The sequence below is a fragment of the Pseudonocardia sp. OZ21 genome, from assembly GCF_059359135.1.
Genome location: NZ_JCADBN010000004.1, coordinates 486,243 through 513,241, shown reverse-complemented (window position 1 = coordinate 513,241; position 26,999 = coordinate 486,243). Strand labels below are relative to the sequence as shown.

30 protein-coding genes and 5 pseudogenes are annotated in these 26,999 nt (G+C 70.6%); 20 read left to right on the top strand and 15 right to left on the bottom strand.

Translation table 11 applies throughout. The features are described 5' to 3' along the window. Positions 1-2: 2 nt before the first annotated feature. From AC5L35_RS12375 to AC5L35_RS12355, 5 genes are all read left to right on the top strand, one after another. A complete protein-coding gene (locus AC5L35_RS12375; RefSeq protein ID WP_495059716.1) occupies positions 3-869 on the top strand; it encodes a glycosyltransferase in 867 nt (288 codons plus the stop codon). Between the two features lie 125 nt (positions 870-994). Continuing rightward, complete coding sequence (locus tag AC5L35_RS12370; protein ID WP_495059715.1) at positions 995-1,726, top strand: energy-coupling factor ABC transporter permease; 732 nt, start codon at positions 995-997, stop codon at positions 1,724-1,726. Next, a complete protein-coding gene (locus tag AC5L35_RS12365) occupies positions 1,723-2,085 on the top strand; it encodes a PDGLE domain-containing protein (protein WP_495059714.1) in 363 nt (120 codons plus the stop codon). The genes AC5L35_RS12370 and AC5L35_RS12365 overlap by 4 nt, the downstream gene beginning before the upstream one ends. Further along, positions 2,085-2,852, top strand: coding sequence for a cobalt ECF transporter T component CbiQ (gene cbiQ, locus AC5L35_RS12360; RefSeq protein WP_495059713.1), 768 nt, complete (start codon positions 2,085-2,087; stop codon positions 2,850-2,852). The genes AC5L35_RS12365 and cbiQ overlap by 1 nt, the downstream gene beginning before the upstream one ends. Further along, on the top strand, positions 2,837-3,631 hold the full coding sequence (locus AC5L35_RS12355) for an energy-coupling factor ABC transporter ATP-binding protein (protein ID WP_495059712.1): 795 nt from the start codon (positions 2,837-2,839) through the stop codon (positions 3,629-3,631). Before cbiQ ends, AC5L35_RS12355 begins: the two co-directional genes overlap by 16 nt. A 25-nt stretch (positions 3,632-3,656) precedes the next feature. Here AC5L35_RS12355 and AC5L35_RS12350 read toward each other — a convergent pair whose 3' ends face one another. The 3 genes from AC5L35_RS12350 to AC5L35_RS12340 all read right to left on the bottom strand — a co-directional run bounded on the left by AC5L35_RS12350 (position 3,657) and on the right by AC5L35_RS12340 (position 6,321). Then, positions 3,657-4,955, bottom strand: a complete 1,299-nt coding sequence (locus AC5L35_RS12350; RefSeq protein WP_495059711.1) for an SPFH domain-containing protein — start codon at positions 4,953-4,955, stop codon at positions 3,657-3,659. A 112-nt stretch (positions 4,956-5,067) separates the two neighbouring features. After that, complete coding sequence (locus AC5L35_RS12345) at positions 5,068-5,502, bottom strand: NfeD family protein (RefSeq protein WP_495059710.1); 435 nt, start codon at positions 5,500-5,502, stop codon at positions 5,068-5,070. Positions 5,503-5,535: 33 nt separating this feature from the next. After that, positions 5,536-6,321 carry a DUF3097 family protein gene (locus AC5L35_RS12340; RefSeq protein WP_495059850.1) on the bottom strand — a complete coding sequence of 262 codons (786 nt, stop codon included), beginning with the start codon at positions 6,319-6,321 and terminating at the stop codon, positions 5,536-5,538. A 179-nt stretch (positions 6,322-6,500) separates the two neighbouring features. On the opposite strand from AC5L35_RS12340, the gene AC5L35_RS12335 reads away from it, so the two are divergent. Continuing rightward, positions 6,501-7,298, top strand: a complete 798-nt coding sequence (locus AC5L35_RS12335) for an Rv1486c family protein (protein WP_495059709.1) — start codon at positions 6,501-6,503, stop codon at positions 7,296-7,298. A 588-nt stretch (positions 7,299-7,886) separates the two neighbouring features. Here the strand turns inward: AC5L35_RS12335 and AC5L35_RS12330 are convergent. The 3 genes from AC5L35_RS12330 to AC5L35_RS12320 form a co-directional block, all read right to left on the bottom strand. Next, complete coding sequence (locus tag AC5L35_RS12330; protein WP_495059708.1) at positions 7,887-9,137, bottom strand: MFS transporter; 1,251 nt, start codon at positions 9,135-9,137, stop codon at positions 7,887-7,889. A gap of 183 nt (positions 9,138-9,320) precedes the next feature. Beyond that, positions 9,321-10,235, bottom strand: a complete 915-nt coding sequence (locus AC5L35_RS12325) for a TIGR03619 family F420-dependent LLM class oxidoreductase (protein ID WP_495059707.1) — start codon at positions 10,233-10,235, stop codon at positions 9,321-9,323. Positions 10,236-10,461: 226 nt separating this feature from the next. After that, positions 10,462-11,298 carry an oxidoreductase gene (locus tag AC5L35_RS12320; RefSeq protein ID WP_495059706.1) on the bottom strand — a complete coding sequence of 279 codons (837 nt, stop codon included), beginning with the start codon at positions 11,296-11,298 and terminating at the stop codon, positions 10,462-10,464. A 246-nt stretch (positions 11,299-11,544) separates the two neighbouring features. Between AC5L35_RS12320 and AC5L35_RS12315 the strand changes: the two genes are divergently transcribed. Beyond that, positions 11,545-12,096: an ArsR/SmtB family transcription factor gene (locus tag AC5L35_RS12315; protein WP_495059705.1), complete on the top strand. Its 552-nt coding sequence runs from the start codon at positions 11,545-11,547 to the stop codon at positions 12,094-12,096. Further along, on the top strand, positions 12,093-12,605 hold the full coding sequence (locus AC5L35_RS12310; RefSeq protein ID WP_495059704.1) for an MFS transporter: 513 nt from the start codon (positions 12,093-12,095) through the stop codon (positions 12,603-12,605). Before AC5L35_RS12315 ends, AC5L35_RS12310 begins: the two co-directional genes overlap by 4 nt. Before the next feature lie 32 nt (positions 12,606-12,637). On the opposite strand, the gene AC5L35_RS12305 is transcribed toward AC5L35_RS12310, so the two are convergent. Beyond that, on the bottom strand, positions 12,638-13,747 hold the full coding sequence (locus AC5L35_RS12305) for a response regulator receiver protein (protein WP_495059703.1): 1,110 nt from the start codon (positions 13,745-13,747) through the stop codon (positions 12,638-12,640). A gap of 644 nt (positions 13,748-14,391) precedes the next feature. Here AC5L35_RS12305 and AC5L35_RS12300 point away from each other — a divergent pair. The 7 genes and pseudogenes from AC5L35_RS12300 to AC5L35_RS12270 all read left to right on the top strand — a co-directional run bounded on the left by AC5L35_RS12300 (position 14,392) and on the right by AC5L35_RS12270 (position 21,622). Further along, entirely contained in the window at positions 14,392-14,670 is a 279-nt protein-coding gene (locus AC5L35_RS12300) for a hypothetical protein (protein ID WP_495059702.1), read from the top strand. A gap of 49 nt (positions 14,671-14,719) precedes the next feature. After that, a pseudogene (locus tag AC5L35_RS12295) lies at positions 14,720-15,106 on the top strand (DUF4158 domain-containing protein); the annotation flags it as partial. A gap of 404 nt (positions 15,107-15,510) precedes the next feature. Further along, a complete protein-coding gene (locus AC5L35_RS12290; protein ID WP_495059862.1) occupies positions 15,511-16,071 on the top strand; it encodes a hypothetical protein in 561 nt (186 codons plus the stop codon). Further along, positions 16,071-17,126: pseudogene (locus AC5L35_RS12285) on the top strand (Tn3 family transposase); the annotation flags it as partial. The gene AC5L35_RS12290 and the pseudogene AC5L35_RS12285, both read left to right, overlap by 1 nt. A 64-nt stretch (positions 17,127-17,190) precedes the next feature. Next, positions 17,191-17,658 carry a Tn3 family transposase gene (locus AC5L35_RS12280; protein WP_495059849.1) on the top strand — a complete coding sequence of 156 codons (468 nt, stop codon included), beginning with the start codon at positions 17,191-17,193 and terminating at the stop codon, positions 17,656-17,658. A 1,070-nt stretch (positions 17,659-18,728) separates the two neighbouring features. Then, a complete protein-coding gene (locus AC5L35_RS12275; RefSeq protein WP_495059701.1) occupies positions 18,729-20,084 on the top strand; it encodes a flotillin domain-containing protein in 1,356 nt (451 codons plus the stop codon). Then, positions 20,081-21,622, top strand: coding sequence for an FAD-dependent oxidoreductase (locus AC5L35_RS12270; RefSeq protein WP_495059700.1), 1,542 nt, complete (start codon positions 20,081-20,083; stop codon positions 21,620-21,622). The genes AC5L35_RS12275 and AC5L35_RS12270 overlap by 4 nt, the downstream gene beginning before the upstream one ends. On the opposite strand, the gene AC5L35_RS12265 is transcribed toward AC5L35_RS12270, so the two are convergent. Both AC5L35_RS12265 and AC5L35_RS12260 read right to left on the bottom strand, forming a co-directional pair. Continuing rightward, positions 21,606-22,124 carry a YceI family protein gene (locus tag AC5L35_RS12265; RefSeq protein ID WP_495059699.1) on the bottom strand — a complete coding sequence of 173 codons (519 nt, stop codon included), beginning with the start codon at positions 22,122-22,124 and terminating at the stop codon, positions 21,606-21,608. The genes AC5L35_RS12270 and AC5L35_RS12265 overlap by 17 nt on opposite strands. Positions 22,125-22,172: 48 nt before the next feature. Continuing rightward, positions 22,173-22,313 (bottom strand): hypothetical protein, encoded by a 141-nt coding sequence (locus tag AC5L35_RS12260; RefSeq protein WP_495059698.1) that lies wholly within the window; start codon positions 22,311-22,313, stop codon positions 22,173-22,175. On the opposite strand from AC5L35_RS12260, the gene AC5L35_RS12255 reads away from it, so the two are divergent. From AC5L35_RS12255 to AC5L35_RS12235, 5 genes and pseudogenes are all read left to right on the top strand, one after another. Continuing rightward, on the top strand, positions 22,312-22,530 hold the full coding sequence (locus AC5L35_RS12255) for a hypothetical protein (protein ID WP_495059697.1): 219 nt from the start codon (positions 22,312-22,314) through the stop codon (positions 22,528-22,530). The genes AC5L35_RS12260 and AC5L35_RS12255 overlap by 2 nt on opposite strands. A gap of 1 nt (position 22,531) precedes the next feature. After that, positions 22,532-22,771 (top strand): hypothetical protein, encoded by a 240-nt coding sequence (locus AC5L35_RS12250; protein WP_495059696.1) that lies wholly within the window; start codon positions 22,532-22,534, stop codon positions 22,769-22,771. Between the two features lie 183 nt (positions 22,772-22,954). Beyond that, on the top strand, positions 22,955-23,143 hold the full coding sequence (locus AC5L35_RS12245; RefSeq protein ID WP_495059695.1) for a zinc finger domain-containing protein: 189 nt from the start codon (positions 22,955-22,957) through the stop codon (positions 23,141-23,143). Beyond that, positions 23,140-23,226, top strand: a pseudogene (locus AC5L35_RS12240) (hypothetical protein); the annotation flags it as partial. The gene AC5L35_RS12245 and the pseudogene AC5L35_RS12240, both read left to right, overlap by 4 nt. Positions 23,227-23,281: 55 nt before the next feature. Continuing rightward, positions 23,282-23,392: a PLP-dependent transferase gene (locus tag AC5L35_RS12235; protein ID WP_495059848.1), complete on the top strand. Its 111-nt coding sequence runs from the start codon at positions 23,282-23,284 to the stop codon at positions 23,390-23,392. A 68-nt stretch (positions 23,393-23,460) separates the two neighbouring features. On the opposite strand, the gene AC5L35_RS12230 is transcribed toward AC5L35_RS12235, so the two are convergent. The 6 genes and pseudogenes from AC5L35_RS12230 to AC5L35_RS12205 all read right to left on the bottom strand — a co-directional run bounded on the left by AC5L35_RS12230 (position 23,461) and on the right by AC5L35_RS12205 (position 26,957). Beyond that, complete coding sequence (locus AC5L35_RS12230; protein ID WP_495059861.1) at positions 23,461-23,841, bottom strand: CBS domain-containing protein; 381 nt, start codon at positions 23,839-23,841, stop codon at positions 23,461-23,463. 63 nt (positions 23,842-23,904) lie between these two features. Beyond that, positions 23,905-24,057, bottom strand: a pseudogene (locus AC5L35_RS12225) (rhodanese-like domain-containing protein); the annotation flags it as partial. A gap of 681 nt (positions 24,058-24,738) precedes the next feature. Further along, entirely contained in the window at positions 24,739-25,212 is a 474-nt protein-coding gene (locus tag AC5L35_RS12220) for a cutinase family protein (RefSeq protein ID WP_495059694.1), read from the bottom strand. After that, complete coding sequence (locus tag AC5L35_RS12215) at positions 25,209-25,661, bottom strand: hypothetical protein (RefSeq protein WP_495059693.1); 453 nt, start codon at positions 25,659-25,661, stop codon at positions 25,209-25,211. Before AC5L35_RS12215 ends, AC5L35_RS12220 begins: the two co-directional genes overlap by 4 nt. A 118-nt stretch (positions 25,662-25,779) precedes the next feature. Then, a pseudogene (locus tag AC5L35_RS12210) lies at positions 25,780-25,965 on the bottom strand (NAD(P)-binding domain-containing protein); the annotation flags it as partial. Positions 25,966-26,096: 131 nt separating this feature from the next. Beyond that, positions 26,097-26,957: a helix-turn-helix domain-containing GNAT family N-acetyltransferase gene (locus tag AC5L35_RS12205; protein ID WP_495059692.1), complete on the bottom strand. Its 861-nt coding sequence runs from the start codon at positions 26,955-26,957 to the stop codon at positions 26,097-26,099. Positions 26,958-26,999: the final 42 nt, after the last annotated feature.

Genomic DNA, 26,999 nt, shown 5'->3' with positions numbered 1-26,999 from the left:
TTGTGTTGCTGCCGCTGGCGAGTGTGTCCGTCTGCATCCCGGTCTACAACGGGGAGCGTTTCCTCGCCGAAACGATCCGGAGCGTACTCGACCAGACCTACCGTGACTTCGAGCTCGTCATCCTCGACAACGCGAGCACGGACGAGAGCGGGGCGATAGCCCGCTCCTTCGCCGAGCGCGACTCGCGGGTCCGGGTCGAGCGCAACCCCACCACCGTGTCGCAGCCGGACAACTGGAACCGCGTGGTCCAGCTCTCCCGGTCGCCGCTGGTGAAGGTGGTGTGCGCCGACGACCTCCTCCACCCGCGGTGCCTCGAGTTCCAGGTCGCGCCCATGGAGGCCGACCCGGGGCTCGCGCTGGTGGCGGCCCGGCGTCACATGATCGACGAGCAGAGCCGGGTGATCGTCCCGCGGCGGGGCCTCGGCGGGCTCACCGGCGTGCGCACCGGCGTCGAGGTGGCCCGGCGGGTCGTCCGCAACGGGTCGAACCCGATCGGCGAGTCCAACAACGTGCTGTTCCGGCGTGACGACTTCTTCGCCGTGGGCGGGTGGCGCGCCGACCGCACCTACATCATGGATCTCGACCTGTGGCTGCGCCTGCTGCAGTACGGGGAGTTCCTCGGGCTGCCCGAGACGCTCGCGGCGTTCCGGATCGGGCGCGGCACCGTGTCCTCGGAGAACGCCGAGGCGATCTACGAGCAGCAGCGGATGCTGCTGGAGGAGATCGGCGAGTCGCCCTTCTTCCAGGTCCGGGGCGTGGACCTCGCCGTCGGACGCCTGCTGGCTCCGGCCGGCCGGTCCCGCAGGCGGGCCCTGTACGCGATCTCGAAGCTCGCCGCGCGCCGCAACGAAGGAGACGACGCGGCCTGAGTCGCGATCCGGCGGCCATCCCACCTCCGCCCTAATCGCAAGTTCTTTGCGACAGCCGCTCGTCCGCGACTAGCCTGTGTCGGCCACCCGATCGGGTGTCCGCGCGGGCGATCGAGGAGGCCGGGATGGTCGGCGACACGGTACTGGCCATGCACATGAGCGACGGGCTGGTGAACGCGCCGACCGCAGGGGCATTCGGCCTGGTCGCCGTCCTCGGGCTGGTACTGGCCGGCGTCCGGGCCCGCTCCGACCTCGACGACCGGACGGCCCCGATGGCCGGACTGGTCACCGCGTTCGTCTTCGCGGTCCAGATGATCAACTTTCCGATCCTGCCCGGCGCGAGCGGCCACCTGCTCGGCGGCGCGCTCGTCGCGATCCTCGTCGGGCCCTGGGTCGGCTCGCTCTGCATCGCCATCGTGCTCTGCGTCCAGGCGCTGCTCTTCGCCGACGGCGGCATCACCGCGCTGGGCACCAACATCGTCAACATGGCGCTGGTCGGCGTGTTCGTCGGCTACGCGGTGGCGGTGGCGCTGCGCCCCCTCGCCCGCCGCAGCCGTGCCGGCCTGGTGGCCACGGCGTTCGTGGCCGCGTTCGTGAACACGGTGGTCGCGTCGCTCGCGTTCGTCCTGGAGTACGCGATCGGCGGCGCGGGTGGCGCCTCGCTCGGCACGGTCTTCACCCTGATGATCGGCCTCCACGTCCTGATCGGCATCGGCGAGGGGGTCATCACCGCGGCCACCGTCGGAGCGGTCGCCTCGATCCGGCCCGATCTCGTCCACCTCCTGCGCGGTACCGCGCCGCCTCTGCAGCTGCGCCGAACCACCGAGAACAGCGCCACCGAGGGGAACCCGTCATGACCGCTCCCGCACCGAACCGGCGGGTTACCGGCTTCTTCCTCGGCTTCCTCGCGGTCGCCCTGCTCGTCGCGGGCGCGCTGTCCTACTTCGCCAGCCCCCATCCCGACGGGCTGGACACCGTCACGCTGCAGGGCTGCCAGGTCGTCGAGTCCGACGCCGGGGAGCAGCTCGAGGGCACCTGTATCGCGCAGAACGCCACCGACCATTCGCTCGCGGGCAGTCCGCTGGCCGACTACTCGGTGGAGGGCGGCGAGGGCACGGTCGGGGCCGCAGGCGTGATCGGTGTCCTCGTCACGCTCGTCGTGGCGGGCGGCCTGTTCTGGGTGCTGCGCAGGCGCGGCCCGAAGCACGAGCGCTAGTGGCGGGCACCGGCCACGGCCACCCGCTCCATCTCCCCGGCACCTCGCCGGTGCACCTGCTCCCGGCCGAGGTGAAGATCGTCGCCGCGTTCCTCGGCGTGGTCTGCGTGGTCCTCACGCCGCGGGAGGCCTTCCCGGTCTTCGGCGGCTACCTGGCGCTGCTGGCCACGATCTGGGTCGTGGCCCGCATCCCGCCGGGGTGGATGCTGCGGCGGTCGGTGATCGAGGCGCCGTTCGTGGTGCTCGCGGTGCTCCTGCCGCTCACCGGAGGCGGCCCGCACGTCGAGTGGCTGGGCCTCCAGCTCTCCGAACCGGGGTTGCTCGGGGCGTGGAACATCCTCGTCAAGGGCACCCTCGGCGTGCTGACCTCGCTCACCCTGGCCGCCACCACCTCGCTGCGTGACCTGCTGCTCGGGCTGCAACGGCTGCACGCGCCCGCTCTGGTCGTCACGATCGTCACCCTGATGCTGCGCTACGTCGACGTGATCGCCGCCGAGGCCCGCCGGATGCGGCTGGCCCGGATCTCCCGGGGCCACGACCCGCGCTTCCTGTGGCAGGCCGGGGCCACCGCCCGCGGCGTCGGGTCGCTGTTCGTCCGCTCCTACGAACGCGGCGAACGCGTACACCTCGCGATGCTCTCGCGCGGCTGGACCGGCGCCATGCCCCGGCTGAGCGACGCCCCCACCACGCGGCGGGACTGGATCGCCGGGCTCGCCCCGGTGGCCGTCGCGCTCTGCCTGGCCGTCACCGGATGGGCGATCGCGTGATCTCGCCCGACCATGCCGCCCTGCCGGACAGCTCGCCGTCGGCGACCGCACCGCCGTCCCTCCAGGTCAGCGACCTCGCCTTCGCCTATCCGGACGGTCGGCAGGCCCTCTTCGGGGTGGACCTCACCATCAACCGCGGCGAGCGGGTGGCACTGCTGGGCCCCAACGGCGCGGGAAAGACCACGCTCGTGCTGCACCTCAACGGCATCCTCGCGGCGGGCCACGGGACGGTCACCGTGGGCGGCCTGGCCGTCGCCAAGCAGAACCTGCGGGAGATCAGACGGCGGGTCGGCATCGTCTTCCAGGATCCGGACGACCAGCTGTTCATGCCCAGCGTCGCCGAGGACGTGGCCTTCGGGCCGGCCAACTTCGGAGTCACCGGCGACGACCTGCGGGCCCGGGTGGACACGGCTCTCGCCACGGTCGGCATGCAGGAGCACCGCGACCGCTCCCCCTTGCACCTGTCCGGTGGCCAGCGCCGGCGGGTCGCGCTGGCCACCGTGCTGGCCTGCGAGCCGGAGATCCTCGTGCTGGACGAGCCATCGTCCAACCTCGACCCGGTGGCCCGCCGCGAGCTCGCCGAGGTGCTGCTCGGCCTCGACGCCACCATGCTGATGGTGACCCACGACCTGCCCTACGCGCTGCAGCTCTGCCCGCGGGGCGTGGTGCTCGACGACGGCGTCATCGTGGCCGACGGGCCGATGCGCGAGCTCCTCGCCGACCCCGACCTGCTGCGCCGCCACCGCCTCGAGCTGCCCTTCGGCTTCACCCTGTCCTGACCGGCGGGGGCGGCGCAGACCCGGACTACTCCTGGGTGGGCGGCTTCTCGAGATCCGGTGCCGGGGGCACCTGGGGGATTCCGCGCGGCGGAGTGGGCACCGCACTCTCCGGCAGCGCCCGCTGCGCGGACGCGGACGGGTTCTGCAGCTGCGGGGCAGGCCCGTTGTTGTGGGGCACGTGCGGCGTGGACAGGTGCGGGGTCTCCGCGCCGAGCGCGGGCACCTCCTTGCGGGCCTGCGCCTCGGCGTCGGCCACCACCTTCGCGATCGCCGGGTCACCCGCGGTGTCGAACCAGTCCTTGATCGCCTCGTCGTCCTCCTCGGGCTTCGACACCGCGTCGTCCACCGGAGAGGGCTCGAACCGGAACACGCCGTCCCCGCCGGGCGCCCCCAGCATCCGCGTGAAGCCCTCCAGCGCCTTGCCGAAGTCGGACGGGACGATCCAGACCTTGTTGGCGTCGCCCTCCGCCATCAGCGGCAGCGTCTGCAGGTACTGGTAGGCGAGCAGCTCCGGGGTGGGCCTGCCCGCCTTGATCGCGGCGAACACCTTCTCGATGGCCTTCGCCTCGCCCTGCGCCTCGAGGTAGCGGGCAGCACGGTCACCCTGGGCGCGCAGGATGCGGGACTGCCGCTCGGCCTCGGCGTTGAGGATCGCGGCCTGCTTGGCGCCCTCGGCGGTGAGGATCTGGGCCTGCTTCTGTCCCTCGGCGCTGCGGATCGCCGACTCCCGCTGCCCCTCCGCGGTGAGGATCGTCGCCCGCTTCTCGCGGTCGGCCTTCATCTGCCGCTCCATCGACTCCTGGATCGACGCCGGCGGGTCGATGGCCTTGATCTCCACGCGGGCGACCCGGATCCCCCACCGGCCGGTGGCCTCGTCGAGCTCGCCGCGCAGCACCGTGTTGATCTCGTCGCGGGAGGTGAGCGTGCCCTCCAGGCTCATGCCACCGACCACGTTGCGCAGCGTCGTGGTGGTGATCTGCTCGACGCCGACGATGTAGTCGTTGATCTCGTAGACGGCGGACTTCGGGTCGGTGACCTGGTAGTAGACGACCGTGTCGATGTTCACCGTGAGGTTGTCCTGCGTGATCACCGGCTGCGGCGGGAACGAGACCACCTGCTCGCGCAGGTCGATCCGCTCGCGGACCTTGTCGATGAACGGCACCAGGAACACCAGCCCGGGGTCGGCCGTGCCCTTGAACCTGCCCAGCCGCTCGATCACGGCGGCGGTGGCCTGCGGAATGATCTGGATCGCCTTGACCAGCGAGACCACGACCAGCAACACAACCAGCGCCACGATGACGAGCAGCACCGTAGAATCGGTCACCGCTTCTCCCTCCCTCTTTCCATCCGACGCTGGATGTCAGCGGTCGGGTCCTCGCACGCCGGCTCGCTGCTGGTGACTCCGGTGTACTCCTGTTGCACCAGGACTGCTCCGGTCAGTCCTGCCCGACGACGAGCGCCGTGGCCCCCGAGATGTCCAGGACCGTGACCTTCGCCCCCGGCTCGATCACCTCGTGCCCGTCGCTGGACCGGGCGGACCACACCTCGCCGCCGATCTTGACGCGGCCCCCGTGCCCGTCGACCTGTGCGACCACCACACCGGTGGTGCCGACGAGCGCCTTGTGGTGCATCACCGAGTGGTCGATCCCGCGGTTCAGCTTCCGGCGCAGCGCCGGGCGCACCGCGAAGACCAGCAGAACCGATGCGATGACGAACGCAACCGCGCCGACGACCGGCCCGGCGACGACGAACGAGACACCGGCCGCCGCGAGCGCCGCCCCGCCGAGCATCAGCAGGACGAAGTCGCCGGAAAGCACCTCGGCAGCGATCAGCACCAGGCCCAGGATGAGCCAGATCACAGCGGCCGACATGGGACGATCCTGCCAGAAGACGGCGTGCGGTGATCAGCCCGTTACGAAATCGATGAGCCGTTCCACCGAGTTGATCAGGGGCACTTCGAGGTCGCGGAAGCTGCGGACCGCGCCGAGCACCCGGCGGGCCCCGTCGGCCGGTTCGCCCCAGCGCAGCGCCGCGCAGACCCCGGTCTTCCAGTCGGTACCGCGGGGCACCTCGGGCCACGCCCGGATCCCGACGACCGACGGCTTCACCGCCTGCCACACGTCGACGTAGGGGTGCCCGGCGACGAGCACGTGCGCACCCGCGACGGCCGCGGCGGCGCGCGTCTCCTTCGAGCCCTCCACGAGGTGGTCCACCAGCACACCGAGCCGGCGATCCGGTCCGGGACCGAACTCGGCAACCGCGGCCGCGAGATCGTCCATGCCGTGCATCGGCTCGACCACCACGCCCTCGACCCGCAGGTCGTGGCCCCACACCCGTTCCACCAGTTCGGCGTCGTGCAGGCCCTCCACCCAGATCCGGGCGGCCCGCGCCGTCCGGGCGGTGTGCCCCTGCACCTTCACCGAGCCCGATGCGGACCGAGCCGGAGCCGCCGGGGCGCGCTTCGGGAGCACGAGCGTGGCGGGAGCGCCCTCGAACAGGAACGCGGCCGGGCGCAGCGGGAAGACCCGCCGGCGGCCGTGGCGGTCCTCCAGCGTCACCTCACGCACCGTGGCCGCGACGACCGCGCCGCAGAAGCCGCTGGCGGGATCCTCCACGACGAGGCCTGCCTCGGCGGGAACCTCCGGGATCTGCCGGCGCACCGTGGCGCGGGAGCCGTCGGCGCCGAACATCCCTCGGTAGTCGTGCGAGCGCGTCACACCCGTTTTCTACCGTCGCGCGGGCCGCAGAGGCCGTCGCGACACGCGCAGACCGTTGATCCACCCGGTCCGACCTGCGGCAACGCAGTGTATTCGGGTTCACCCGCACGGCAGCGGTGCTCCTGACCCCGGACGTGGCTAGCCTGACGCCCGTGCCCTGCCCCTCCGCCACCTTCACCGTGTGGACATCGGCCTGGCTCGCGGGTGCTGCGGCACCCGACGACGTGCTCGATGCGCTCGGCCCGTGGGCCGACGCGCACGACGTCCAGGCCGCCGACGCGGACACCGCCCGCGTCACCGCGCTCCCCTCACCCGGCGAGCCGGTGTCCTCGGTGACGTTCCTCCTCGCCGCACTCCGTCGTGCGGCGCCGCGCGGACCCGCGCGGCTGGTGCTCCCCGTCCCCGGTGACGTGCGCGGGCTGCCCGGTCCCGGCCACTTCAGCCAGCAGGCCCTGGCGGCGGGCGAGGGCGTGCTGTTCGCGGACGCCGGGCTGGGCATCGTGCCGACGGCGGTCGCCGACGGCGTCCTGCGCTGGACGGTCTACCCGGTGCCCGACCCCGGTCCTCCCCCGGAGTTCGTCGCGTTGAACCAGGCCGAGCGGGAACTGCGCGACCAGGTCCGCCAGTCGGCGTCGGTACTCACCTCGCTCGGCGTGGCCCGGCACCGGCCCGGCGTGCGGGAGGAGATCGCCGCGGCCCTGAGCGCGCGCCCGAAGTCGCTGTGGCCCGTTGGCATGCCCGGGCAGCCGCTGCGCGTGCTGCAGCACGCCGACGAGGTGGAGGCCATCCTCGCCGCTGCGTCCGTCGACGAGCCGGGCGGCGCGCTGTCCGCCTCGGCCGCCGCAGCCCGCCGGGAGGCCCTGCGCCCGATCGAGACCGCGGTGCGGGTGGCCCGGCGGGCCGCCGTGGCCGAGGCCGTGCGCGTGCTGGCCACCAGCCCACTGGTCTGACCGACCGCGCCTGACGCAGATCCCGGACGGGATCTGCGTCTTGTGCTGTGATGGTGGCGATACGAGTGGGAAAATAGAGCGACACCCGCTTGCCCGGAAGAATTCTTGCAATTTCACCCGGTCGATAGCACTTCCGGCCGAGAACACCACGACGGCATGAGATTGCTCTTCTGTGCATCAATTGTTGTCGACACATTGACCAACGATCAGATCAGTGATGCGGTCGTGCGCGTGAGGTATCCGCCCGCATCGAGAAATCTGACGCCGCCGACCCGGAGCCGAGAATTCGCGCGGCACCGTGGCGGTGGTGTCGAATTGTTTCCAGTAGCCGGACATCATCGTGCGACTCCGGACGTGGATCTCGTCGAGGACGACGGAGGGCTGGTCACGGCGCTGCTCGTCACGGAGGTGACCCGCGCGCCGGGCGCCGGCCTCACCACCGAGGGCGGCCGCACCAGGTTGCCCGGCAGCCGCCGACAGGCCCCGGGCCCCCGATTTCCGTGGTCACATTACGCAATCTGTGGCATATGCTGAACGCCACTGTGGACTCGTGCAGCGGATCAGTTCGACGACAGGTCCGGCCCCGGGTTACCGCAGCACCTGGCCCTTCGTCTCGGGCAGGGTCAGGATCACCAGGAAGGCGATCGCCGCGCCTGCGGCCACGTACCAGAAGAACGCCTCGGCGACGCCCGCGCCGGACAGCGCCTGGATCACCAGCGGCGCCGTGCCGCCGAAGATGGCGACGGTCAGGTTGTACCAGGCCCCGATGCCCAGCCCCCGCAGCTCGGTGGGGAACAGCTCGCTCATCACCGCGGGAGCGATGGAGGTCATCATCGTGTACAGCCCGAGGCCGACGCAGAACACGACGAGCAGGTTGCCCAGCCCGGGCCCGATCAGATACGACAGCGGGACGATCAGCACCGCCGTCGCGGCCGACCACACCAGCAGCTGCGGCCTGCGGCCGAACCGGTCCGACACCGCTCCCATCGGGTACTGCAGCGTGACGAACAACGCGGTGGCGATGGACAGCGCGACGAAGACCTCGTTGGCGCTGGCGCCCCGCGAGGTCACCGCGAACGGGGTGAGCGCGGAGAAGAAGGTGTAGTAGCAGAGGGTCGAGAGCAGGGTGAACCCGATGAGCTGCCCGACGGCCTTCGGGTGCTCGCGCAGCGTCGTCATCAGCGGGTGGCGCAGGGCCTGGGCCGCCGCCTTGTTCTCCTCGAACTGGTCGGTCTCCGGCATGGCCCGGCGCAGCCACAGCCCGACGAAGCCGAGCACGCCCCCGATGAGGAACGGGATCCGCCAGCCGTAGGAGGCCAGCTGCTCAGGGTCGAGCACCTGGGTCAGCAGCGCGCCGAGCAGCGACGCCACGAGCACCGCCGAACCGGTCGAGATGTAGAAGAAGGACGAGTACCGGCCACGGCGTTCGGGCGGGGCGATCTCGGCCAGGTAGGCCGAGGCGTTGGACACCTCCCCGCCCAGTGACATCCCCTGCGCGATGCGCGCGATCAGGAGCAGCGCGGGCGCGAGCCAGCCGACCATCGCGAACGTCGGCAGCAGCCCGATGGCGAGCGAGCCGAGTGCCATCAGCAGGATCGTCACGAGCATGGCCGTGCGGCGACCGTGCAGGTCGGCGAACCGGCCCAGCAGCCAGCCGCCCAGCGGGCGGAAGAAGAACGCCACCGCGTACGTGGCCAGCGTGCTGAGCAACGCCAGCGCCGCGTTCTCCTTCGGGAAGATCTGCGTGGCGAAGAATATGCTGAACGTCACATAGATCGTCCAGTCGTACCACTCGATGGCGTTCCCGATCGACGCGGCGAACAGCGTGCGGACGGGCAACCGGTGTCGGTCGGTGGTACCCCCGGCCGGATCGGGCGATGTGGATGTCGTCTGATCGGACACAGTGACCCCTGGCTGCCGGCGACGGAGGATCGGCAGAGGGTAGCCAGTTGTCCGGCCGCCGTCACCCGCTAGGACGTCGACACTGGATCCGCAGCCACCAGGAGTGGCCGGGGCCGGGCGCTACCCGGCGCGTACGCCCTCGATGAAGGCACCGGCGAGGTCGAGCAGTTCGGCGCTGGTCGTGGTGGTCTGGCCGAAGTCGATGAACACCTCGTCCGCACCCACCTCCACGAGCGAACGGGCGTAGTCGACCTGCTGGGCGAGCGTGCCCTGATTCGGAACCTGCTCGACCTCGGCCTTCTCGTCGGTCAGGTGGGGGTTGATCCGCACGATGCACCGGATGTCGGCGGGGTTGCGACCGGCCTCCTCGGCCTCCCGGCGGACGTTGCCCCACAGGTACTGCAGCGCAGGCAACGGGGCACCCACACCGAGCCAGCCGTCCGCCCGCCGTCCGACGCGGCGGATCGCGGCAGGTGAGAAGCCGGGGAGCAGGATCGGCGGCCGCGGCCGCTGCACGGGCTTGGGCTCGATCGGCGCCGGGACCACCGTGAACAACGGACCGTCGTGATCCACGACGTCCGAGGTCCAGATCTTCTCGAGGAGGTCCAGCGTCTCCTCCAGCCGGGCGCCCTTGCCCGTCCACGGGACGTTCACCGCGGTGTACTCGTCACGCATCCACCCGATCCCGAACCCGGCGTCGAGGCGTCCTCGGCTGAGGATGTCGAGAGTGGTCAGCGTGCGCGCGAGGATCACCGGCGGGTACCACGTGGCGTTGAGCGTGCTCGTGCCCAGCCGGACGCGCTCGGTGTGCGCGGCCGCGAACGTCAGTGCCGTGAGCGGGTCGAGGTACGTCCCGAACTGGGGCGGGATCACGCCGCCGCTCGGGTAGGGGTCGCTCGGCTCGACCGGGATGAAGAGGCGATCTCCCGTCCACAGGCTGTCGTAGCCCATGGCCTCCGCAGCCTTGCTGACCTCTACCAGGGTGTCGACGGTGGCGAGGTCGCCGTAGTGGGGCAGGCCGAGACCGATTCGCATGGGGACCCTTCGGATGATCCGCGCTGCGGGCGGCGTCTCCGCCCGGCATCGCCGATCACGGTACCCAACGGCCTCCGGTCCCCTGAGCAGGCCATTCCCCCGGAATGGCAATCTCCACGAACAGGACAGACGCCCCGCGAGTCGCCCGTTCCCCACCCGCGAGTCGCCCGTTCTGGGTGCGCGAGTCGCCCGTCCCGCGCGACGCAGCGCCGCCGGGGACCCCGGTTCAGCCCGCTGGACGGTCGGTGGAGACGGCCAGGTCCGCGTAGGCCTCGAGGTCGGCGAGCTGACGCTGCAGCTTGTCGCGGATGCGATCGACGGCCGCCGCTCCCAGCGGCAGCCGCAGGGGCCCCGACCCCGCTCGGACCGTTCCGATGATCGCCTCGACCGCCAGTACCGGGTCACCCGGTTGCTGCCTGTCCTGGTTCGAGAACCGTTCACGCAGCTGACCGGGCGCCCCGTCCTGGTAGTCCGGGATCGGCGTGGCCTTGCCGAGCGACCGGCCCAGGAAGTCGGTGCGGAACGGCCCGGGTTCGACGATCGTCACCCGGATCCCGAACGGGGCGACTTCGCCGGCGAGCGCCTCCGACGCCCCCTCCAGCGCGAACTTCGACGTCGCGTAGGCCGCGTGGCCCGGGTTCCCGACGACCCCGCCGACCGAGGAGATCTGCACGATGTGCCCGCTGCGGCGGGCGCGCATGTGCGGCAGCACGGCGCGCGTGACGGCCAGGGCGCCGAACAGGTTGACGTCCAGCAAGCGGTGCAGCTGCTCGTCGGACAGTTCCTCGAGCGCCCCGAGGAGACCGCGGCCCGCGTTGTTGACGAGGACGTCGATGCCGCCGCTGTCGAGCGCGGCCCCGACCGCCGTCGCGATCTGGCCGGGGTCGGTCACGTCGAGCGGCAGGGCGAGCGCCGCCCCGGGGTAGCGCTCCGGGAGGTCGGAGATCGTCTCGGGGTTGCGTGCGGTGGCCACCACCTGATCGCCCTGGGCCAGCAACGTCTCGGCGAACGTGCGCCCGAACCCGGTGGATGCCCCCGTGATGAACCAGCGGAGTTGCGTCATGCTTCCATCCTGCGCCTGGCCCCTGCGCGGCTCGGCACCCACTCGCCGCGGCCGGCGGCTCTTCACGCTGGACCGACATCGACGGCGTCGAGTACCCGTACTCGGACCAGCTCGTCTGGGCCGGTCTGGCCACCATGCCCGGCCTGCCCGCCACCGCCGTACCAGCGGGCCTCAGAAGGTCTCGCGCGCCGGACGGCAGATCCTGGAGGTCCGCGCGACATCCCCTTCCGCAATGGTCAAGGATCGTTGACCATTGCGCGCATACCGACCGATGATCTTCCCGAGACGTTCCACGTCACCACGGACGAGCAACTGCGCGCCGTCTCCAACCTCACCCGCCACCGGATCATGGCCGTGCTCCGCTTCGAGCCGGCGACGATCACGCAGATCGCCGAGCGGGTGGGCCTTGCGAAGGGGAGTTCCAGCGATCACGTGCGGCTGCTGGAGCGGGCCGGCCTGGTGAAGGTGGTACGGACGCGAAAGGTGCGGGGTGTCATCGAGCGGTACTACGCGATGGCCGCCCGGGCGATCGCGCTGCCGGATCCGGGCGAGGGAGGGCCGGATGTGCTGATGCGCCATGGGGTGGCGGACCTGGAGGCGTCGCCGGTGGATGAGCGGCACGTACGGATGGCGCATCTGCGGCTCACCGAGGAGCAGTTCGCGCAGCTGGGGGCGCGGCTGCAGGCACTGGCGGACGAGTACCAGGAGCTGTCCGATCCGTCGCTGCCGGACGCGTCACCCGTCTTCGCCCTCTTCCACCCGGCACCGCGCGAGCAGGCCGAGGGGGGCGCCAAGTGACCTCGGACGTTCGGGAGTTTCCGACCGGGTTCGGACGGCTGTGGACCGCGCAGACGGTGTCCTCGCTCGGTGACGGGGTGTCGCATGCCGCGCTGCCGCTGCTCGCGTTGACGTTGACGCGGGATCCGATGGCGCTCGCCGTCGTCACGGCCGCCGGGACGCTGCCGTGGCTGCTCTTCGGGGTGCTCGGCGGTGCGCTGGTGGACCGCTGGGACCGCCGGCGCACGATGTGGGTCACGGACGCGGCGCGTGCGGTGCTGCTCGCGATCCCAGCGGCAGCGGCCGTGCTCGACGTGCTGAGTATTCCGCTGCTCGCGGCCGTCGCCTTCCTGCTCGGCCTCGGTGGACTCGCCGCCCTCCTTCTGTCGATGACGGCCGTCACGGCATCCATGACCAGCAACCGCCGGGTCGAAGCGGCGCTGCGTGCCGCCGCCCCGGCCGGCGGTCCAGATCACCCGGCAGCTGAGGTTCCCGCCCAGGAGAGTGCAGCCGCGGGGCGCACCGAGTAGCCGGCTCGGTCGGGTGTGCCGGCCGTCAATCCTCAGAGTCCTGGCTCAGAAGCCTGATCAGCCATATCTGCCCGATTCTCGGCGACTGCCACGGGGAAGCCCTCACCCCGCACCGCCGCCGTGACGAGGGCCCGCAGCTCGTCGGTGTCCCGCTCCCGCACGGCGGTCAGCTCGGCCCGGACCCGTGCGAGGTCGGCGTGGGCCCGGTCGACCTCCGCGCGCAACCGCTCCAGCTCACGGTCGGCGCGGTCCCGCAGGGCCACCTCGGTCTCGACGCGCGCCTGTGCCGCGGAGAGCGCCTGCTCCGCCTGCTGCCGCGCCTCCCGCTCGCCGGCCAGGGCATCGATCGCGGCGCTCGCCCGGCGTACTGCGTCGTCCCGGGCGTTCGTGCTGGTGGTCAGCTCGGCCCGAACGGCGTCGCGATCGGTCCGGCTCTCCTCGGCCTCCGTCCGCAACTCCTGCGCACGTGCCTGCGCCGCGGCGCGTTCGGCGTCGGCCCGCTCCGCCCGCACGACCGCCTCCTGGCCCACCCGCTCCGCCTCGGCAGCCCGCCGGGCCTCGGCGGTGGCCCGCTCCTCGGCGGCCTGGCGGGCGCGCGTGGCCTCCTCGGCCACCTGCCGCGCCGCGCCGAGCGCCTCGGTCGCCTCCAGCGCCTGCCGGGCCGCGGCCGTCGCCCGTTCGACGGCCGTGGCGCGCTCCTCCACCGCTCGCGCCGTCCGGTCCTGAGCCTCCCGGGACTCCCTCTCGGCCCGTTCCCGGGCCTGCTGCGCCTCGAGCCGCAGCGCCTCTGCTTCCGCCGCGCCGCGGTTGGCGGTCTCGACGGCGGCGAGAGCAGCGCCCTCCACCTCCTCCAGCCGCTCCATGACACCCGCGAGGGCAGCGGCCAACTCCGTGACGGGCCCCCGTACCGCGTCGACGTGCTCCCGCAGCCGTTCGGCGTCGAGACGGAAGGCGGAACGCCCCGAGTCGAGCCCCAGCGCGTCGAGGGCGTCGCGCTCGGCCTTGGCCATCTGGGCGCAGGACCGCCCACCGGGCCAGCGCGTCTCCCGGCAGAAGGAGCGGCGACGGCCGCCCTGCGGGCCCGGAGGGGGGAGCTCGGCCCGGCACTTGCTGTAGCCGCAGCGTACGGCCTCTTCGATCATGGTCGGGACCGTACCAGTTCGATGCTTGCAAACGATCGAACTAGTTCGCTGTTTCGAAAACTGAACGTGCTACCAACGAAACCTGTGTTTCGTTGGTCGGCCCCGAGCGCAGGCGGCACGAAGACTGGGAGCGTTGTCCTGGCTCAGCGGAGGTGATGCCGGCGCAGGTGAGCTGATGCGAAGGCCGGGTTACCTGATGCCTGACTCAGGAAAGGTGATGGGGCCCTGCCACCATTGGCTGTCGCGGTTCCAGGTCGACCACGTCATCGCTGGCCTTACATGACCTGGCTCAGCGGACTCGACAGCGCTCAGTGCACACGCCGGCGAGCATGGGGTCGGCGCCGCAGACCTCTGGCCTGCTGCGCGGCGACCCTTGCTGCTGGCCATCCAGTTCGGGATGGTCCGGCGGACCCTCACCGCCGCTCCGACCGGGTGCTGGCCGCAGAGCTGTCCACGCATAAATGCCCGACGCCTGCAACCTGGCCGGTCGATGGCCTGTTCGCATCGCGCGTGGCCCCTTCATCGTGGCCTTCGTCATCCGGATCGTGATCCGGCTCACCCAGGCGAGGCTTTCTCGACCTGGGCCGGAACCCTCATGGTCGCCACCCTGCTCGTCGTTGTCGCTTCGCAGGTCCCGAAGCTCGGTGACCGCGGTCCCGTTCTACGTCGTGTTCCTGGTCGTCATGGCGGGCCTCGGACTGGCCGTCTCCCGGGCCTTCCGCCTCGATTCGAGCGCTCGACGCGCGATCATCTTCACCGGCGCGACGCGCAACTCACTCGTCGTGCTCCCCTTGGCGTTGGCCGTGCCGACCCCCGCGACCGCGGCCGTCGTGATCGTGACGCAGACACCGGTCGAGGTGCTGGGCATGGTGGTCTGCGTGCGAGCGATCCCGCGGCTGCTGCCGGAATCGGTCGACGGCTAGCCCGGGATCACCCCTCGGGCTGTGCCGGCCGAAGTGGCCGCCGTCCTGAGTGGTTCCCGCTCGGGAGCTGGCTGAGGCGTTCACGCCGACGGTCGCCGAGGGTGCGTGGGCTCGGGAGAAGACGCAGAACGATCAGCATCTGCTGGCCTTGGTGGTGTGGCTGAAGTCGTATCAGCGGCTGGGGTTTTTCCCGAAGCTGGACGAGGTTCCCGCGGTGGTGGTCGAGCACGTACGCGGCTTGCTGGGGCTGTCCAGTCAGGTGACGGCCGAGCATGACGCGGACCGGACCGCGAAGTGGCATCGCGGGCTGGTCCGGGCAATGGTGGGCGTGGAGTACGACGCAGGCAAGGCCCGCGTGATCGCCGAGGAGGCGATCCGCAAGGCGGTCACCACGAAGGACAACCCGGCCGACTTGATCAACGTGGCGTTGGAGGAGCTGGTGCGGGCGCGGTGTGAGCTGCCCGGGTTCTCCACGCTGGACCGGCTGGTCGCGGCGATCCGGTCGACGACGAACATCGCGCTGTACGCGATGGTCGCGGCCCGGATCGACTTGACGGGCAAGGCCCGACTGGCGCGGCTGCTGTGGCTGGACCCGACCTCGGGCCGCAGCGAGTTCGACCGGCTCAAGACACCGGCGAAGGCGGCGTCGCTGGGAAAGTTCAAGCTGCGCCTGGCCCACCGGCAAGCGCTCGACGAGCTCGGCGCGACCGAGCGGTGGCTCGACGGCATCCCGGCGACGAAGATCGCGCATTTCGCCGGAGAGGCGCGGGTGACCGACGTCGGCGACCTGCGGGACATCGGCGAGGCGAAGCGGTGGACGCTGCTGGCCGCCTGCTGGACGTGTTCGGCGACGTCCTGGCCGGCGCGCGGGAGGCCACCTCCCCTCCCGAGAACGCCGCGGCCGCGGTGGCCGAGCGGGCCGGGAGGCTGGTGCTCAAGACGTTCGCGGACGCGGGCGGGATCGAGCGGCTCTCGGCCGCGCACGAGGTGGTGGTGGCGGCGCACCACGGCAACAACTACTTGCCGCTGCTGGAGAGGTTCTACAAGAGCCACCGCTCCGCGCTGTTCACCCTGCTCGACACCCTCGGCCTGGAGCCGACCAGCGCCGATCACAGCGTGATCGACGCGGTCGAGTTCCTGCGCGCGATCCGGGGCCGCACCGGCGAATATGTGCCCGAGAAGGTGACCGTCGGCCGCGGGGACGACGCGGTGACGGTGGCGATCGATATCGACTTCGTCACCGAGGCGTGGCGCAAGATCCTGGTGGTGAAAGACCGGCCCGGGAAGCTGTGCGTCGCCACCTGGAGGTGTGCGTGTTCTCCTACCTTGCCTCGGAGCTGCGCTCCGGCGACATCGCCGTGGCCGGCGCCGATTCCTACGCCAACCTGCACGCGCAACTGATGTACTGGGACGAGTGCCTGCCGCTGGCCGGGAAGTTCTGCGGCCAGGCCGGGATCCCGTCGGACCCGAAGCAGCTCACCGCGCATTACCCGGCCGCTTTGGGCGACATCGCCGCGGTGGTGGACGCCGGGTTCCCGCACAACACCGATCTGTCCTTCGAGGAAGGCCGCCCGATCCTGCGCCGCCGCAAGGGCGCCGACCGGCGCCCGTCCGCGCTCGCCCTGGAAGACGCGATCCACCAGCGGCTCCCGGAACGCGGGCTGCTGGACATCCTGGCCCGTACCGCACACCTGCTGGGCTGGACCCGGCACTTCGGGCCGGTGTCGGGGTCGGATCCGAAGATCCGCGACGCGATGGCCCGCTACGTCCTGACCGTGTTCGCCAACGGCACGCTGCTGGGCCCGGCGCAGGTCGCGCGGCACATGCGCGACCAGGTCAACGCCCATGAGCTGTCGGTCGCGGCGAACAAGCACACGACGTCCGCGAAGATCGACGCCGCCTCGACGGACGTGATCAACGAGTACGCGAAGCTCGACGTCACCGGCATGTGGGGCGACCGGCGGGTGGTCGCCGCCGACGGGACGCAGGTCGACACCTGGGAGAACAACATCCTCGCCGAGTCCCACATCCGCTACGGCGGCTACGGCGGGATCGCCTACCGGCACATCTCCGACACCTACATCGCCCTGTTCAGCCACTTCATCCCGTGCGGGGTGTGGGAGGCCGTCTACATCATCGAAGGGTTGCTGCGCAACGACTCCGACATCCAGCCCGACACCATCCACGCCGACACCCAGGGCCAGTCGCTGCCGGTGTTCGGGCTCGCGGCGCTGCTCGGGTTCGACTTGCTCCCACGCATCCGCAACTGGGCCGACCTGAACTTCTACCGCCCCAGCGTGGACACCGGGTACGAGCACATCGACTCGCTGTTCGGCGACAACGTGATCGACTGGGGCCTGATCGAGACGCACTGGACCGATCTCCTGCGCACCGCGATCTCGATCAGCGAGGGCCGCCTGTCGTCGGTCACCCTGTTGCGCCGGCTGGGCGACAACTCCCGCAAGAACCGCCTCTACCGGGCCTTCCGCGAGCTCGGCCGGGTGATCCGCACGATCAACGCTGCTGCGATTCCTGGCCGATGCGCAACTGCGCGAGCAGATCACCGCGATCACCAACAAGGCCGAGGCGTTCCACGGGTTCTCCGCGTGGCTGCGCTTCGGCGGCGAGGCGATCGGCCGCAACGACCCGGACTACCAGGAGAAGATCGTCAAGTTCAACGAGCTACTGGCCAACTGCGTGATCTACTCCAACGCCTGCGACATCACCGCCGCGGCGAACGCCCTGGCTGCCGATGGGCACCCGATCGACGCCGACGACCTGGCCACGATCTCCCCGTACATCACCCACACCATCCGCCGCTTCGGCGACTGGGTGCTGGACCTGTCGCCGCCGGAGGCGGTGCCGGTCACCACGCTCGACCTGGTGCCGGGTGCGTTGTTCCCCGGCGACATCACCACGGCCGTGGTGCCGGCCGCCACCGCGCCGCGCCGGACACGGGCGCGCGCCATCTCGAGAAAAGGTTCCTGATGACCACTCGCTGGGCCCGCTACGTCGTCCCGGTCATGGTCGAGATCGACTGCAACAACGACGCAATCGACTGTGGCGTCGCCCTGCCCGGCGAGACGAGGGAGGATCGCGACGACCGCGGCCAGTTCTGCATCTACGGGACCTACGCGAGCCATATGGCAGCTTCGGCTCACCTCGAACTCCGAAGCTGCCTCGCCCGGGCTCTGTGCACGGGCGTCGGCGATGATTTGGTCCAGTTCCCCGTCGTGCTCGGCTGCTGCGCGCCGGACCACCTCGCCGTGCGGCAGTGGGAGGTGTGCGGTCAGGGCGGTGACGGCGTCGAACACACCGTCGAGGGCGATGACAGCGAGGCGCCGCTCATGGGCTGCCGCTCGAGGCGCCAGGTAGCCGCCGAGGCCCAGACGGGCTCACCACCTTGGCCAGTGCCTGACCGTGAAGACCCAATCCCGGTGTGCGGGCGTTGATTCCGTAGACGATGCCGCCGAGTCCGGCCAGGCTTACACCCAGCCGCACCGGCCACCATCGCCGTGGCACCCATTGCCCCGTCACTACCACCGTCGTCGCTCCTTATCTGCATCTGCCGTAGCGCAACGATGTCACTGACCAACCCGAGCAGGCCACAGCGCACCGATCGATCACTCGTGCAAGCCAGATCACCCTGGTCGCGCGGCCTCAGCCTTGCGACCAGGGTGGGAGAACGATAGGGGTGGTTAACGCCGTCGGCGCCCCCGCATCTTGAAGGCCATCACGCCCACCACGGCGAGGACAGCCACGGTCAGCCACACCGCGGTTGGCACACCGGACAACAGTCCAATGGCAGTCAGCAGGGATCCGATCAACATGGGTGGTGCTCCTTCGATGGTCACTATCGCGACGGCATAACCGTTGATGACGACGCTACGAACACCGCCCCGGGTGTGTCGTCGGTTCGCGGTAGGAAACCGCGGTGGAGATTTCCCAGGCAGATATCCACCCCGATCTCCACCTCCAGCACGAGGACACCCTGCCCGGAAACCGCCTAGTGTCACCGCCGATCGCCTCAGTGACCGCACGGGATCAGGGAGGGTGTGATGGCGAGCATGCATGCTGCATCGGCGCCGGTCAGGGCGGTGCGGACCCCGGCAGGGGATCCGGCCTGGTTGGTCAGCGGCTACGACGAGGTGCGGGCGCTGATCGCTGACTCGCGTCTGTCGTGGACCACGAGCGCAGCGGGTGCCTCTCGCTACTCGCAGGCGGCGATGATGGGCCACCCCGATGCGCCTGGGCAGAACTCCGGTGCGGGTATGTCCTTCGCGAAGGTGCTGGCCCGCTCGTTTGCTCCTCGCCGCATACAGCGGCTGCGTCCGCGGGTGCAGCAACTCTGCGATGACCTGCTGGATGAGCTCGCCGCACAGACCCCGCCGGTCGATTTCCACGAGGCGGTGTCATTCCCGCTGCCGGCGATGGTGATCTGCGAGGTCCTCGGTGTGCCACCGCAGGACCGGACCGAGTTTCGCATCTGGTCGGACGAGGCAGCCTGCACGACCGACCGGGGCCGGGCGCAGGCCGGCCGGGACCAGCTGCACACCTACATGGCTGCACTGATCGAGGACAAGCGTGCCCACCCCGGCCAGGATGTGCTCACGGACCTGGTCGCGGCCGCCGACGCGCAGGGCCACGATCCCCAGAAGGTGGTCGTCCGGTTGGCTGCCGGGTTGCTGTTCGCCGGGCACGAAACCACGGTCGGAGCCAAGATCGGCCTGACCGTGGACTCGCTGCAGATCCAGAGCATCGACGACCAGGATGTCGGCTACATCCAGGCGATGGCGGCCCCGCACAACGCGGCCATCCAGCGCGAGGCGCAGATCGCGCAGGCGCGGGCGAACCAGGCCGCCGCGGAGGCGCAGCAGGAGTCCCAGCGCAACCAGGCCGAGTACGCGCGGCAGACCTCGATCGTGCAGGCGCAGTACAAGGCCGAGGTGGACAAGGCGCAGGCCGAGGCCGGTCAGGCCGGGCCACTGGCGCACGCCCAGGCGCAGCGCGACGTGATCGCCGCGCAGACCGAGCTGGCCCAGCGGCAGGCCGAACTGCGGCAGCAGGAGCTGGTCTCCGAGGTGGTCAAGCCGGCCGATGCGGAGGCCGAGCGGGTGCGCATCCTGGCCCTGGCCGAGGCCGAACGCACCACCATTCAGGCCGAGGCCGCCGCCTCGCACAACCGGGTCGCGCTGGACCAGCAGCTGATCGCCCAGCTCCCGCAGATCGTGCAGCAGGCCGCGCGGGGCCTGTCCGGTGCGAACGTCATCGTGCTCAACGGCACCGACGGGCTCGGCGATCTCACCGCCGGCCTGGTCAGCCGGGGGCTGCGGATCTTCGACTCGGTGCGGCAGAACCTCGGCAACGACGCGCCTGGTACGGCGCCGGCAATGCGCCAGGACGGGGACCGGTGACCGACGTCCTGATCGCGGGCGCCGGACCCACCGGGCTCACGCTGGCCATCGAGCTGGCCCGCCGGGGCGTCGACGTGCGCATCGTCGACCGAGCTGCCGAGCACTTCCCCGGTTCGCGCGGCAAGGGGCTCACCGCACGCACCCAGGAGGTGCTGGACGACCTCGGTGTCGCCGACGAGGTGCTGCACTACGGGTTCCGGCACCTGCCACACCGGCGGTACCTCGACGGCGACCTGGTTGCCGAGGCCGACCCGCACGCCCAGCGGACACCCACACCGGATCGGCCCTACGACGGCGGGCTGCTGATCCCGCAGTGGCGGATCGAGCGGATCCTGCGCGCGCGGCTCGCCGAGCACGGCGTGCGGGTGGAACTGGCCGCAGGCCTCGCCGAGTTCAGCCAGTCCGCGAACGGTGTGCATGCGGTGCTGGATACCGGCGAGCGGGTGGCTGCGCGCTACCTGGTCGGCTGCGACGGCGGCCGCAGCACCGTGCGCAAGGCACTCGGCGTGCGCTTCGAGGGCCAGAACGGGGAGCAGGCCATGCTGCTCGGGGACGTCGAGCTCGGCGGGCTCGAACCGGACGCCTGGTACCAATGGACCGTCCGCCGGCGCGGGTTCCTGGCCCTGTGCCCGTTCCGCCACGAGCGGTCCTGGCAACTGCAGGCCGTACCGTTCAGCGACTTCGGCGCGGAGGGCAGCCTCCCCGAACCCTCGCTGCCGTACTTCCGGCGGATCGTGGACGATCTCGCCGACGGGCACGGCATCCGGCTCTCGAAGGCAAGCTGGCTGTCCACGTACCGGGTGAACGTGCGGATGGCCGACCGGTTCAGGGTGGGCCGGGTGTTGCTGGCCGGCGACGCAGCGCACGTGCATCCGCCGGCCGGCGGCCTCGGCATGAACACCGGCATCCAGGACGCGTACAACCTCGGCTGGAAGCTCGCCATGGTGTGTTCCGGCGCGCGGCAGTCGCTGCTGGACAGCTACCAGGAGGAGCGGCTCCCGGTCGCCTCGTGGACGCTCGGCGTGAGTGCCGAGGGGCTGCGCAGGGTCGCGGGGCGGTTCGTCAACGGCGGCAGCACGGACATCGCGGGCGGCGCGCCCCCGGACGGCCAGCAGCTCGGGCTCGGCTACCCGGCCAGCTCGCTGTCCGTCGACGGCGACGCCGGGAATGGACCGCGCGCCGGTGATCGTGCGCCCGACGCGCCCTGCGTGGACAGCTCCGGCACGCCACGGCGGCTGTTCGACGCCTTCCGCGGCCCGCATTTCACCCTGCTCGGCTTCGGCGAGTCCTGCGCCGGTCCACTGCAGGACGTCGGCACCGCCCACCGTGGACTCATCAAGCCGGTGGCGGTCGGCGCGCCGGGCAGCGGTGCCGATCTGGTGGACGTCGAGGGGCACGCGCGGACCGCGTACGGCGTCACCGGGGACACCCTCGTCCTGGTGCGGCCTGATGGCTACCTCGCGCTGCGCGCACCCGGCGCGAGCAGGACTGCCGTGCAGGACTACCTGGACCGGGTCGGCGTCAGCCGGAGCGCTTGACCGCCGAGACGTCGACGTCCAGGGTGACCTTGTCGCCGACCAGCACGCCGCCGGCCTCCAGTGACGCGTTCCAAGTGATACCCCAGTCCTTGCGGTTGACCGTGCAGCCGATCTCGAACCCGATCCGGTCGTTGCCCATCGGGTCGTGCGCCGCCCCGGTGAACTCCACGTCCAGGGTCACCGGCTTGGTCGTGCCCTTGATCGACAGGTCACCGGTCACCCGGTAGCTGTCGCCGCCGCCATGCTCGACGGCGGTGCTGGTGAAGGTGATCTCCGGGTAGGTCGGCATGTCGAAGAAGTCGTTGCTGCGCAGGTGCTCGTCCCGGTCCTTGACGCCGGTGTCGATGCTGGTGGCCACGATGCGCAGGGTGCCGCTGGAGCGCGTCGGGTCCTCGCCGTCGACGTGCAGGTGGCCCTCGAACCAGCAACGGTGGCAGCATCCGGCGGTAGTAGTTCGAGTACGAGGATCGCAGCACGGTGCGTACCCGTGCTCGGAAGGCACGCTCGTTGGCTTTGGCCTCCCGGACCAGTTCCCACAACGTTTTCTCGCCTACCACTGGAAGTAGGCATCCCGCACCACATCGTCCGGGTGCTCGACGGCCGCCTCGGCCAGCCGGAACAGGATGCCCTCCTTGCCGCGAACCCAGACCGCGCTACTGCGGGCCATCGCCGAGAGCCAGGTCAACAACATGGGCGGCCACACCTACTACGGCCGCACCGACGGAGGCCGGTACCAGAAGCTGACCGCGCGGGTGCGCGACCTTCGCGACCTTGGGCTGATCAACCCGTACGGCGTTGCGATCAAGCACGGCAAGACGATGCCGGCGACCGAGCAGTTCGCCGACCACTTCGTCGTCACCCTCACGAACCACGGGGAACAAGCCCTCGCCACGACGGAAGTCCCGTGACATGAACGAACAGAACCTGCCGACCTGGAAATACATCCTGCACAACACCCGCGCCAGCCTGACCACCGCCCGGACGTCGCTGGCCGACGCACGCGACCACCTCAGCTCCGACTGGCGCCCGGTCGGCACCGAACTCGCCCAGCACGAAACCGACGCCCGCACCTGCGCGTTCGCGCTGATCGGCCAGGCCAAAGCCCTGATCGGCAAGGCGAAGAACGTGCTCTACGACGCACAGCGATAGCCGCGAGGAAACCGCTGACCAGCAGATTTGCAGGCTCATTGCCCGTTTCGCTCATATCCCGGCAGGCCCCCTACGTCGCCGACCTGGTCATCGGCGGGTCGATCCCGAGCACGGGCACCGGCGCTCGGGGACGGCGACGAGGACTACACCGGGCTCGACGGCCGCCGGGCGGGCATCGCGCGCATGGTCCGGCTGCTGAACAGTCGCGTGGGCGCCCAGGCCGTCGACTGCCCGTGGTGCTTGGCACCCGCCGGTGAGCCCTGCGTCGGCTCGCGCGGTCCGCTGGTTCGCTCGGCCACCAAATATCTCGGCAGTCACTCCGACCTCACCGCCGGCGCCCTGATCGCCCGGCCGACCTCCTCAGCCCGGTGAGTCTGTGGCGCAAGAACCTCGGTCAGGTCATCGCCCCGGAGACCGCGTTCCTGCTCGCCCGCTCCCTGCGGTCCCTGACCGTGCGCGTCGCCGCGCAGAACGCCACCGCCGCCGCGGTCGCCGTCTTCCTCGCCGCACATCCCCCGCATCGGGCAGGTCAACTACCCCGGCCTGATCCGCCTCTCCGTCGGCCTCGAGGACGCCGACGACCTCATCAAGGACCTCTCTCAAGCACTCGGCGCCTCCTGACCCCGCCCAGGAAAGGACCGGGGTATCCGGGTGGCTCCTGCGACCGGCCACCTTGGCCGCGCTGGTCCTCACCTAGGCCGCTGACCGTCCGGATCGGTGACGATCGCGTAGCTCAAGCCCTTGCTGTCGAGTCGGGTCTGGATGTCGGCGGCGAGTTCGTGCGGGCGCAGCGTGGACGGTCCGGGCTCCATCACATCGTTCGCGACCGCGGTGGGTTCGGGGCCGTCGAGCCTGCTGCCGCGGAGCCTGCCCAGGAGGACACCCCCATCGGTGGTGGCGAGCGCGAAGCCGTACGCCGAACGCCGAACGCGATCACGTACTTCGGCGATGAGTTCGGTCGGTCCGACGGTGACGACGTCGTTGCGCAGGTAGCGGCCGATCGTTCGGCGGACGGCATCGGTGCCCTCGACCGCGAGGTTGCGGGCGAGCCAGTCTACCTTGCCGGCCACATAGTCATAGATCTGAGCGAAGTCGAGCGTGGCGAGCCGACACGCCGCTCGGGGGCTCAGATCTCAAAGGCCGTCCCAGCAGTACACGATCACGGGTCTGTCTCGCTCGAGAGCGGCGGTGGTGGTTGCGTCCATGGCCCGAAGCGGGATGTTCACCGCCCCCGGAAGGTGCATCTCCGTGTACTCCTCCTCGGGCAGGACCTCGACCAGTTGTGCGCCCTCGTCGCTCTGCGGACCACCCCTGACCGGAGTCGGTACCGCGCGCCTCTCCGGGGTCCCCGGTTTTGACTCGGTGGTAACCGTGACGGGTCGAGGAGGTCAGAGTCCCGGAGAACCTCGAGCAGCAGCTGAGGGAGCAGATCGTGGCGTGCATGCGTTTGCAGGCCTGCACCGCACCCAGGCAGGCTGAGACGGTTCGGTTCGTGGCAGACCTGCTTGGCCCCGGACATACCTACCAGCAGGAGGCCGAGTTCTCCGGTCAGCAGCAGAGCATGAGGGGTGCTGGCGGTGATGCACCCGGCACGCCTCGCGGCAACACTGGTCTCCCAGAACCGGTGCAGCCCCGTGCGCTCCACCTGGCACGGCTGGCGACGAATGACCGGACGGTCCACAAGCGATCGGAGTACACCCTCGTGTCCCTCGACCACACTGAATTCCTCCGATTGAGCAGGATCGCAGAATCCCTCAGAACAACCGACCCGGAGCTGGCCCGTAAGCTTGCCGCTCCCATGCGCCGTCGCTCGCTGTGGTGCGTGCTCGGGCGAGCGTTCGCCGGCAAGTGCGCAGCAGCTACACCACCGCCCATAGCGCCCGCGCGGCCATGAGCCTGAGCAGGCCCGGCCACGAGCTTCTTGTTCGTGGTCTTTGGACGGGCCGAGGCTGTGGTCGCCAGGAAGGTCAGCTCACGAGTTGAGTTCGGGCCGCTTTGGCAGGCGAGGTCGTCGCGGGCGCAGTAATCCCTGAAGTGGTCGGCGTAGGTGTAGTAATCCCTGAGGTGGTCGGCGTAGGCGTCGAGGTTTCCCGGGGAGCGATGACCTGGGCTCCTTGGGACCAGCCCAGCAGCACGACGGCCTGGTGTGGCCGGGCTCGGGCATTGTCCTCCAGGAGGGTCAGCAGTGCTGTGACGCCGAGCTGAGGGCTTTCGCCGAGGTCGAAGCGGGCCGGGTAGCCGGCGTCGAACTGGACGTAGGTCGCCGGGTAGTGCAGTTCGGTGTCAGCCACGGGCACGGGCGATCTGGCGGCGATCGCCTGCGCGACAGGGAGCAGTAGTCGGCTTCCGCTTTGTGGCTCGGTGCTGCCGCGCACCGACACGATGTGTACAGGTGCAAGATCGGCTCCGACGAAGCCCTCGCGTGAGGAACTGGAGTTCATTGCCGTTCCGGGTGGACGTGGTGAGCGTGACGAGGCTGTCGGCGTCGGCTGGCGGAGGCGAGGCTCCGTTGCCATTCGAGCCCGACGTAGCCCAGGCCCGGATGGATGGTGGACAGCCCGCGCAGTTGCTGGGGCGCCCCACTGGTGTCGAGCGCGCCGAGCCCGGCCAGGTAGCCGAGGTCGGGGCGGTAGCCGGTGGCGAGCAGGATCGTGTCGACTTGTTCGCTGTGCCCGTCGGCCCAGGTGAGGCGGGTGCCGTCCATGCCGGTGAACAGCGGTGCGCGTGGTGGCCGGTCGGCGTTGATGGCGGTGCGATAGGTGCCGGTGTCGAAGACGGGCACGGTCGGTTTGGTGCGCAGCTGCGGTCCGATGGGCAGGTGGTCGATCCCGAGCGCGGCGAACCAGCAGTGAAGGTCGCGCCCCAGTGGGCGTTGCGGCACGTAGTTCACGGGTGAGCGGGTGGCCAGCGTGACGCGGGCGTGTTGGGCGAGTTCGACGCCGATCTGGACGGCGGTTCCCGGCGCCGACGATCGCGACGTGCTGCCCGGCGAACCGTTCAGGGGATCGGTACCGGCTGGCGTGTAGAACCTCGCCGGTGAAGGTGTCCAGGCCGGGCAGCGGGGGCCGGTAGGGGTTGCCGAAGCCGCCGGTGGCGGCGATCAGCATCGGGGCGGTCAGTGTCTGGGTCGGGGTGTGCACGGCGAACCCGCCGTTGTCGGCGTGGACGGCGAGGGCGCGCTGTCCGGTCTTGATGTCGGTGTCGAGGGTGGCGGCGTAGCGGCGTAGGGATTGTTCATGGGCACCTCAAAGATCCAGTCCTCCGGATGGGGGAACCGTGGGTCAGCAGCTACGGCGGGTTGAGCGGCGCTGTCCGCGGGGTCTTGTCAGAGGTCGTCGGTGCGGCGGCGCTCCAGGAAGACGGTGTCGCGCCAGACGCCGTGGTGTTGGCCGATGCGTTCGCGCATGCCGAGGGTGCGGAACCCGGCGGACTGATGCAGGGCGATCGCGGCCCGGTTCTCGGGGAAGATCGTCGTCTGCAGGGTCCAGAGGCCGGCGTCGTCGGCGGTGGTGACCTGCCGGTGGATCAGCGCCTTGCCGACGCCACGGCCGCGGAAGCCGTCGCCCACGTAGATCGAGGTCTCCGCGACCCCGGAGTAGGCAGGCTGGCTGGAGACTGCGCGGGCGGCGGCCCAGCCCACGACCTGGCCGTCGAGCTCGGCGACCCAGCGGTGGTCGGGCAGCCAGGCGTGATCGAGAGAGCGGCGCTCGGGCACGCTGGTTTCGAAGGTGGCGTTGCCGGTGGCGATGCCTTCGGCGTAGATGCGCCGCACGTCGGCCCAGTCGCCGCGTTCGAGGGCGCGGACGCCCACGTCGGCGGGCAGGTCCTGCGGGCAGCACGGGCGCGGCCCGAGCATGCCCATCACCGCGTCCGCGGCGTGCGGCAGCCCGGTGCAGCAGGTCGGGTTGACCGACACCAGAGTGGCCGTGCGTTCCTTGCGCAGCTGTACGAATCCGACGTCGGCAAGCTTGCGCAGGTGGTGTGAGCAGGTGGACTGGGTGATGCCCAGCTGCCCGGTCAGCTCCCCGACCGTCACCTCGCCCCCGGCCACGGCGACTGCGTGCAGCAGCCGTACCCGCATCGGCTCGGCCAGGCAGGCGAACCACTCCGCGTAGGTCGCCGCGTCCTGGGTCGCCAGTTGCGGCGCCGGCTGGGGCACGACGGTCAGGGGCACAGACACGCTCATGCCCACACTTTATCGACGAAAACCGATGCGTCAATCGATTTG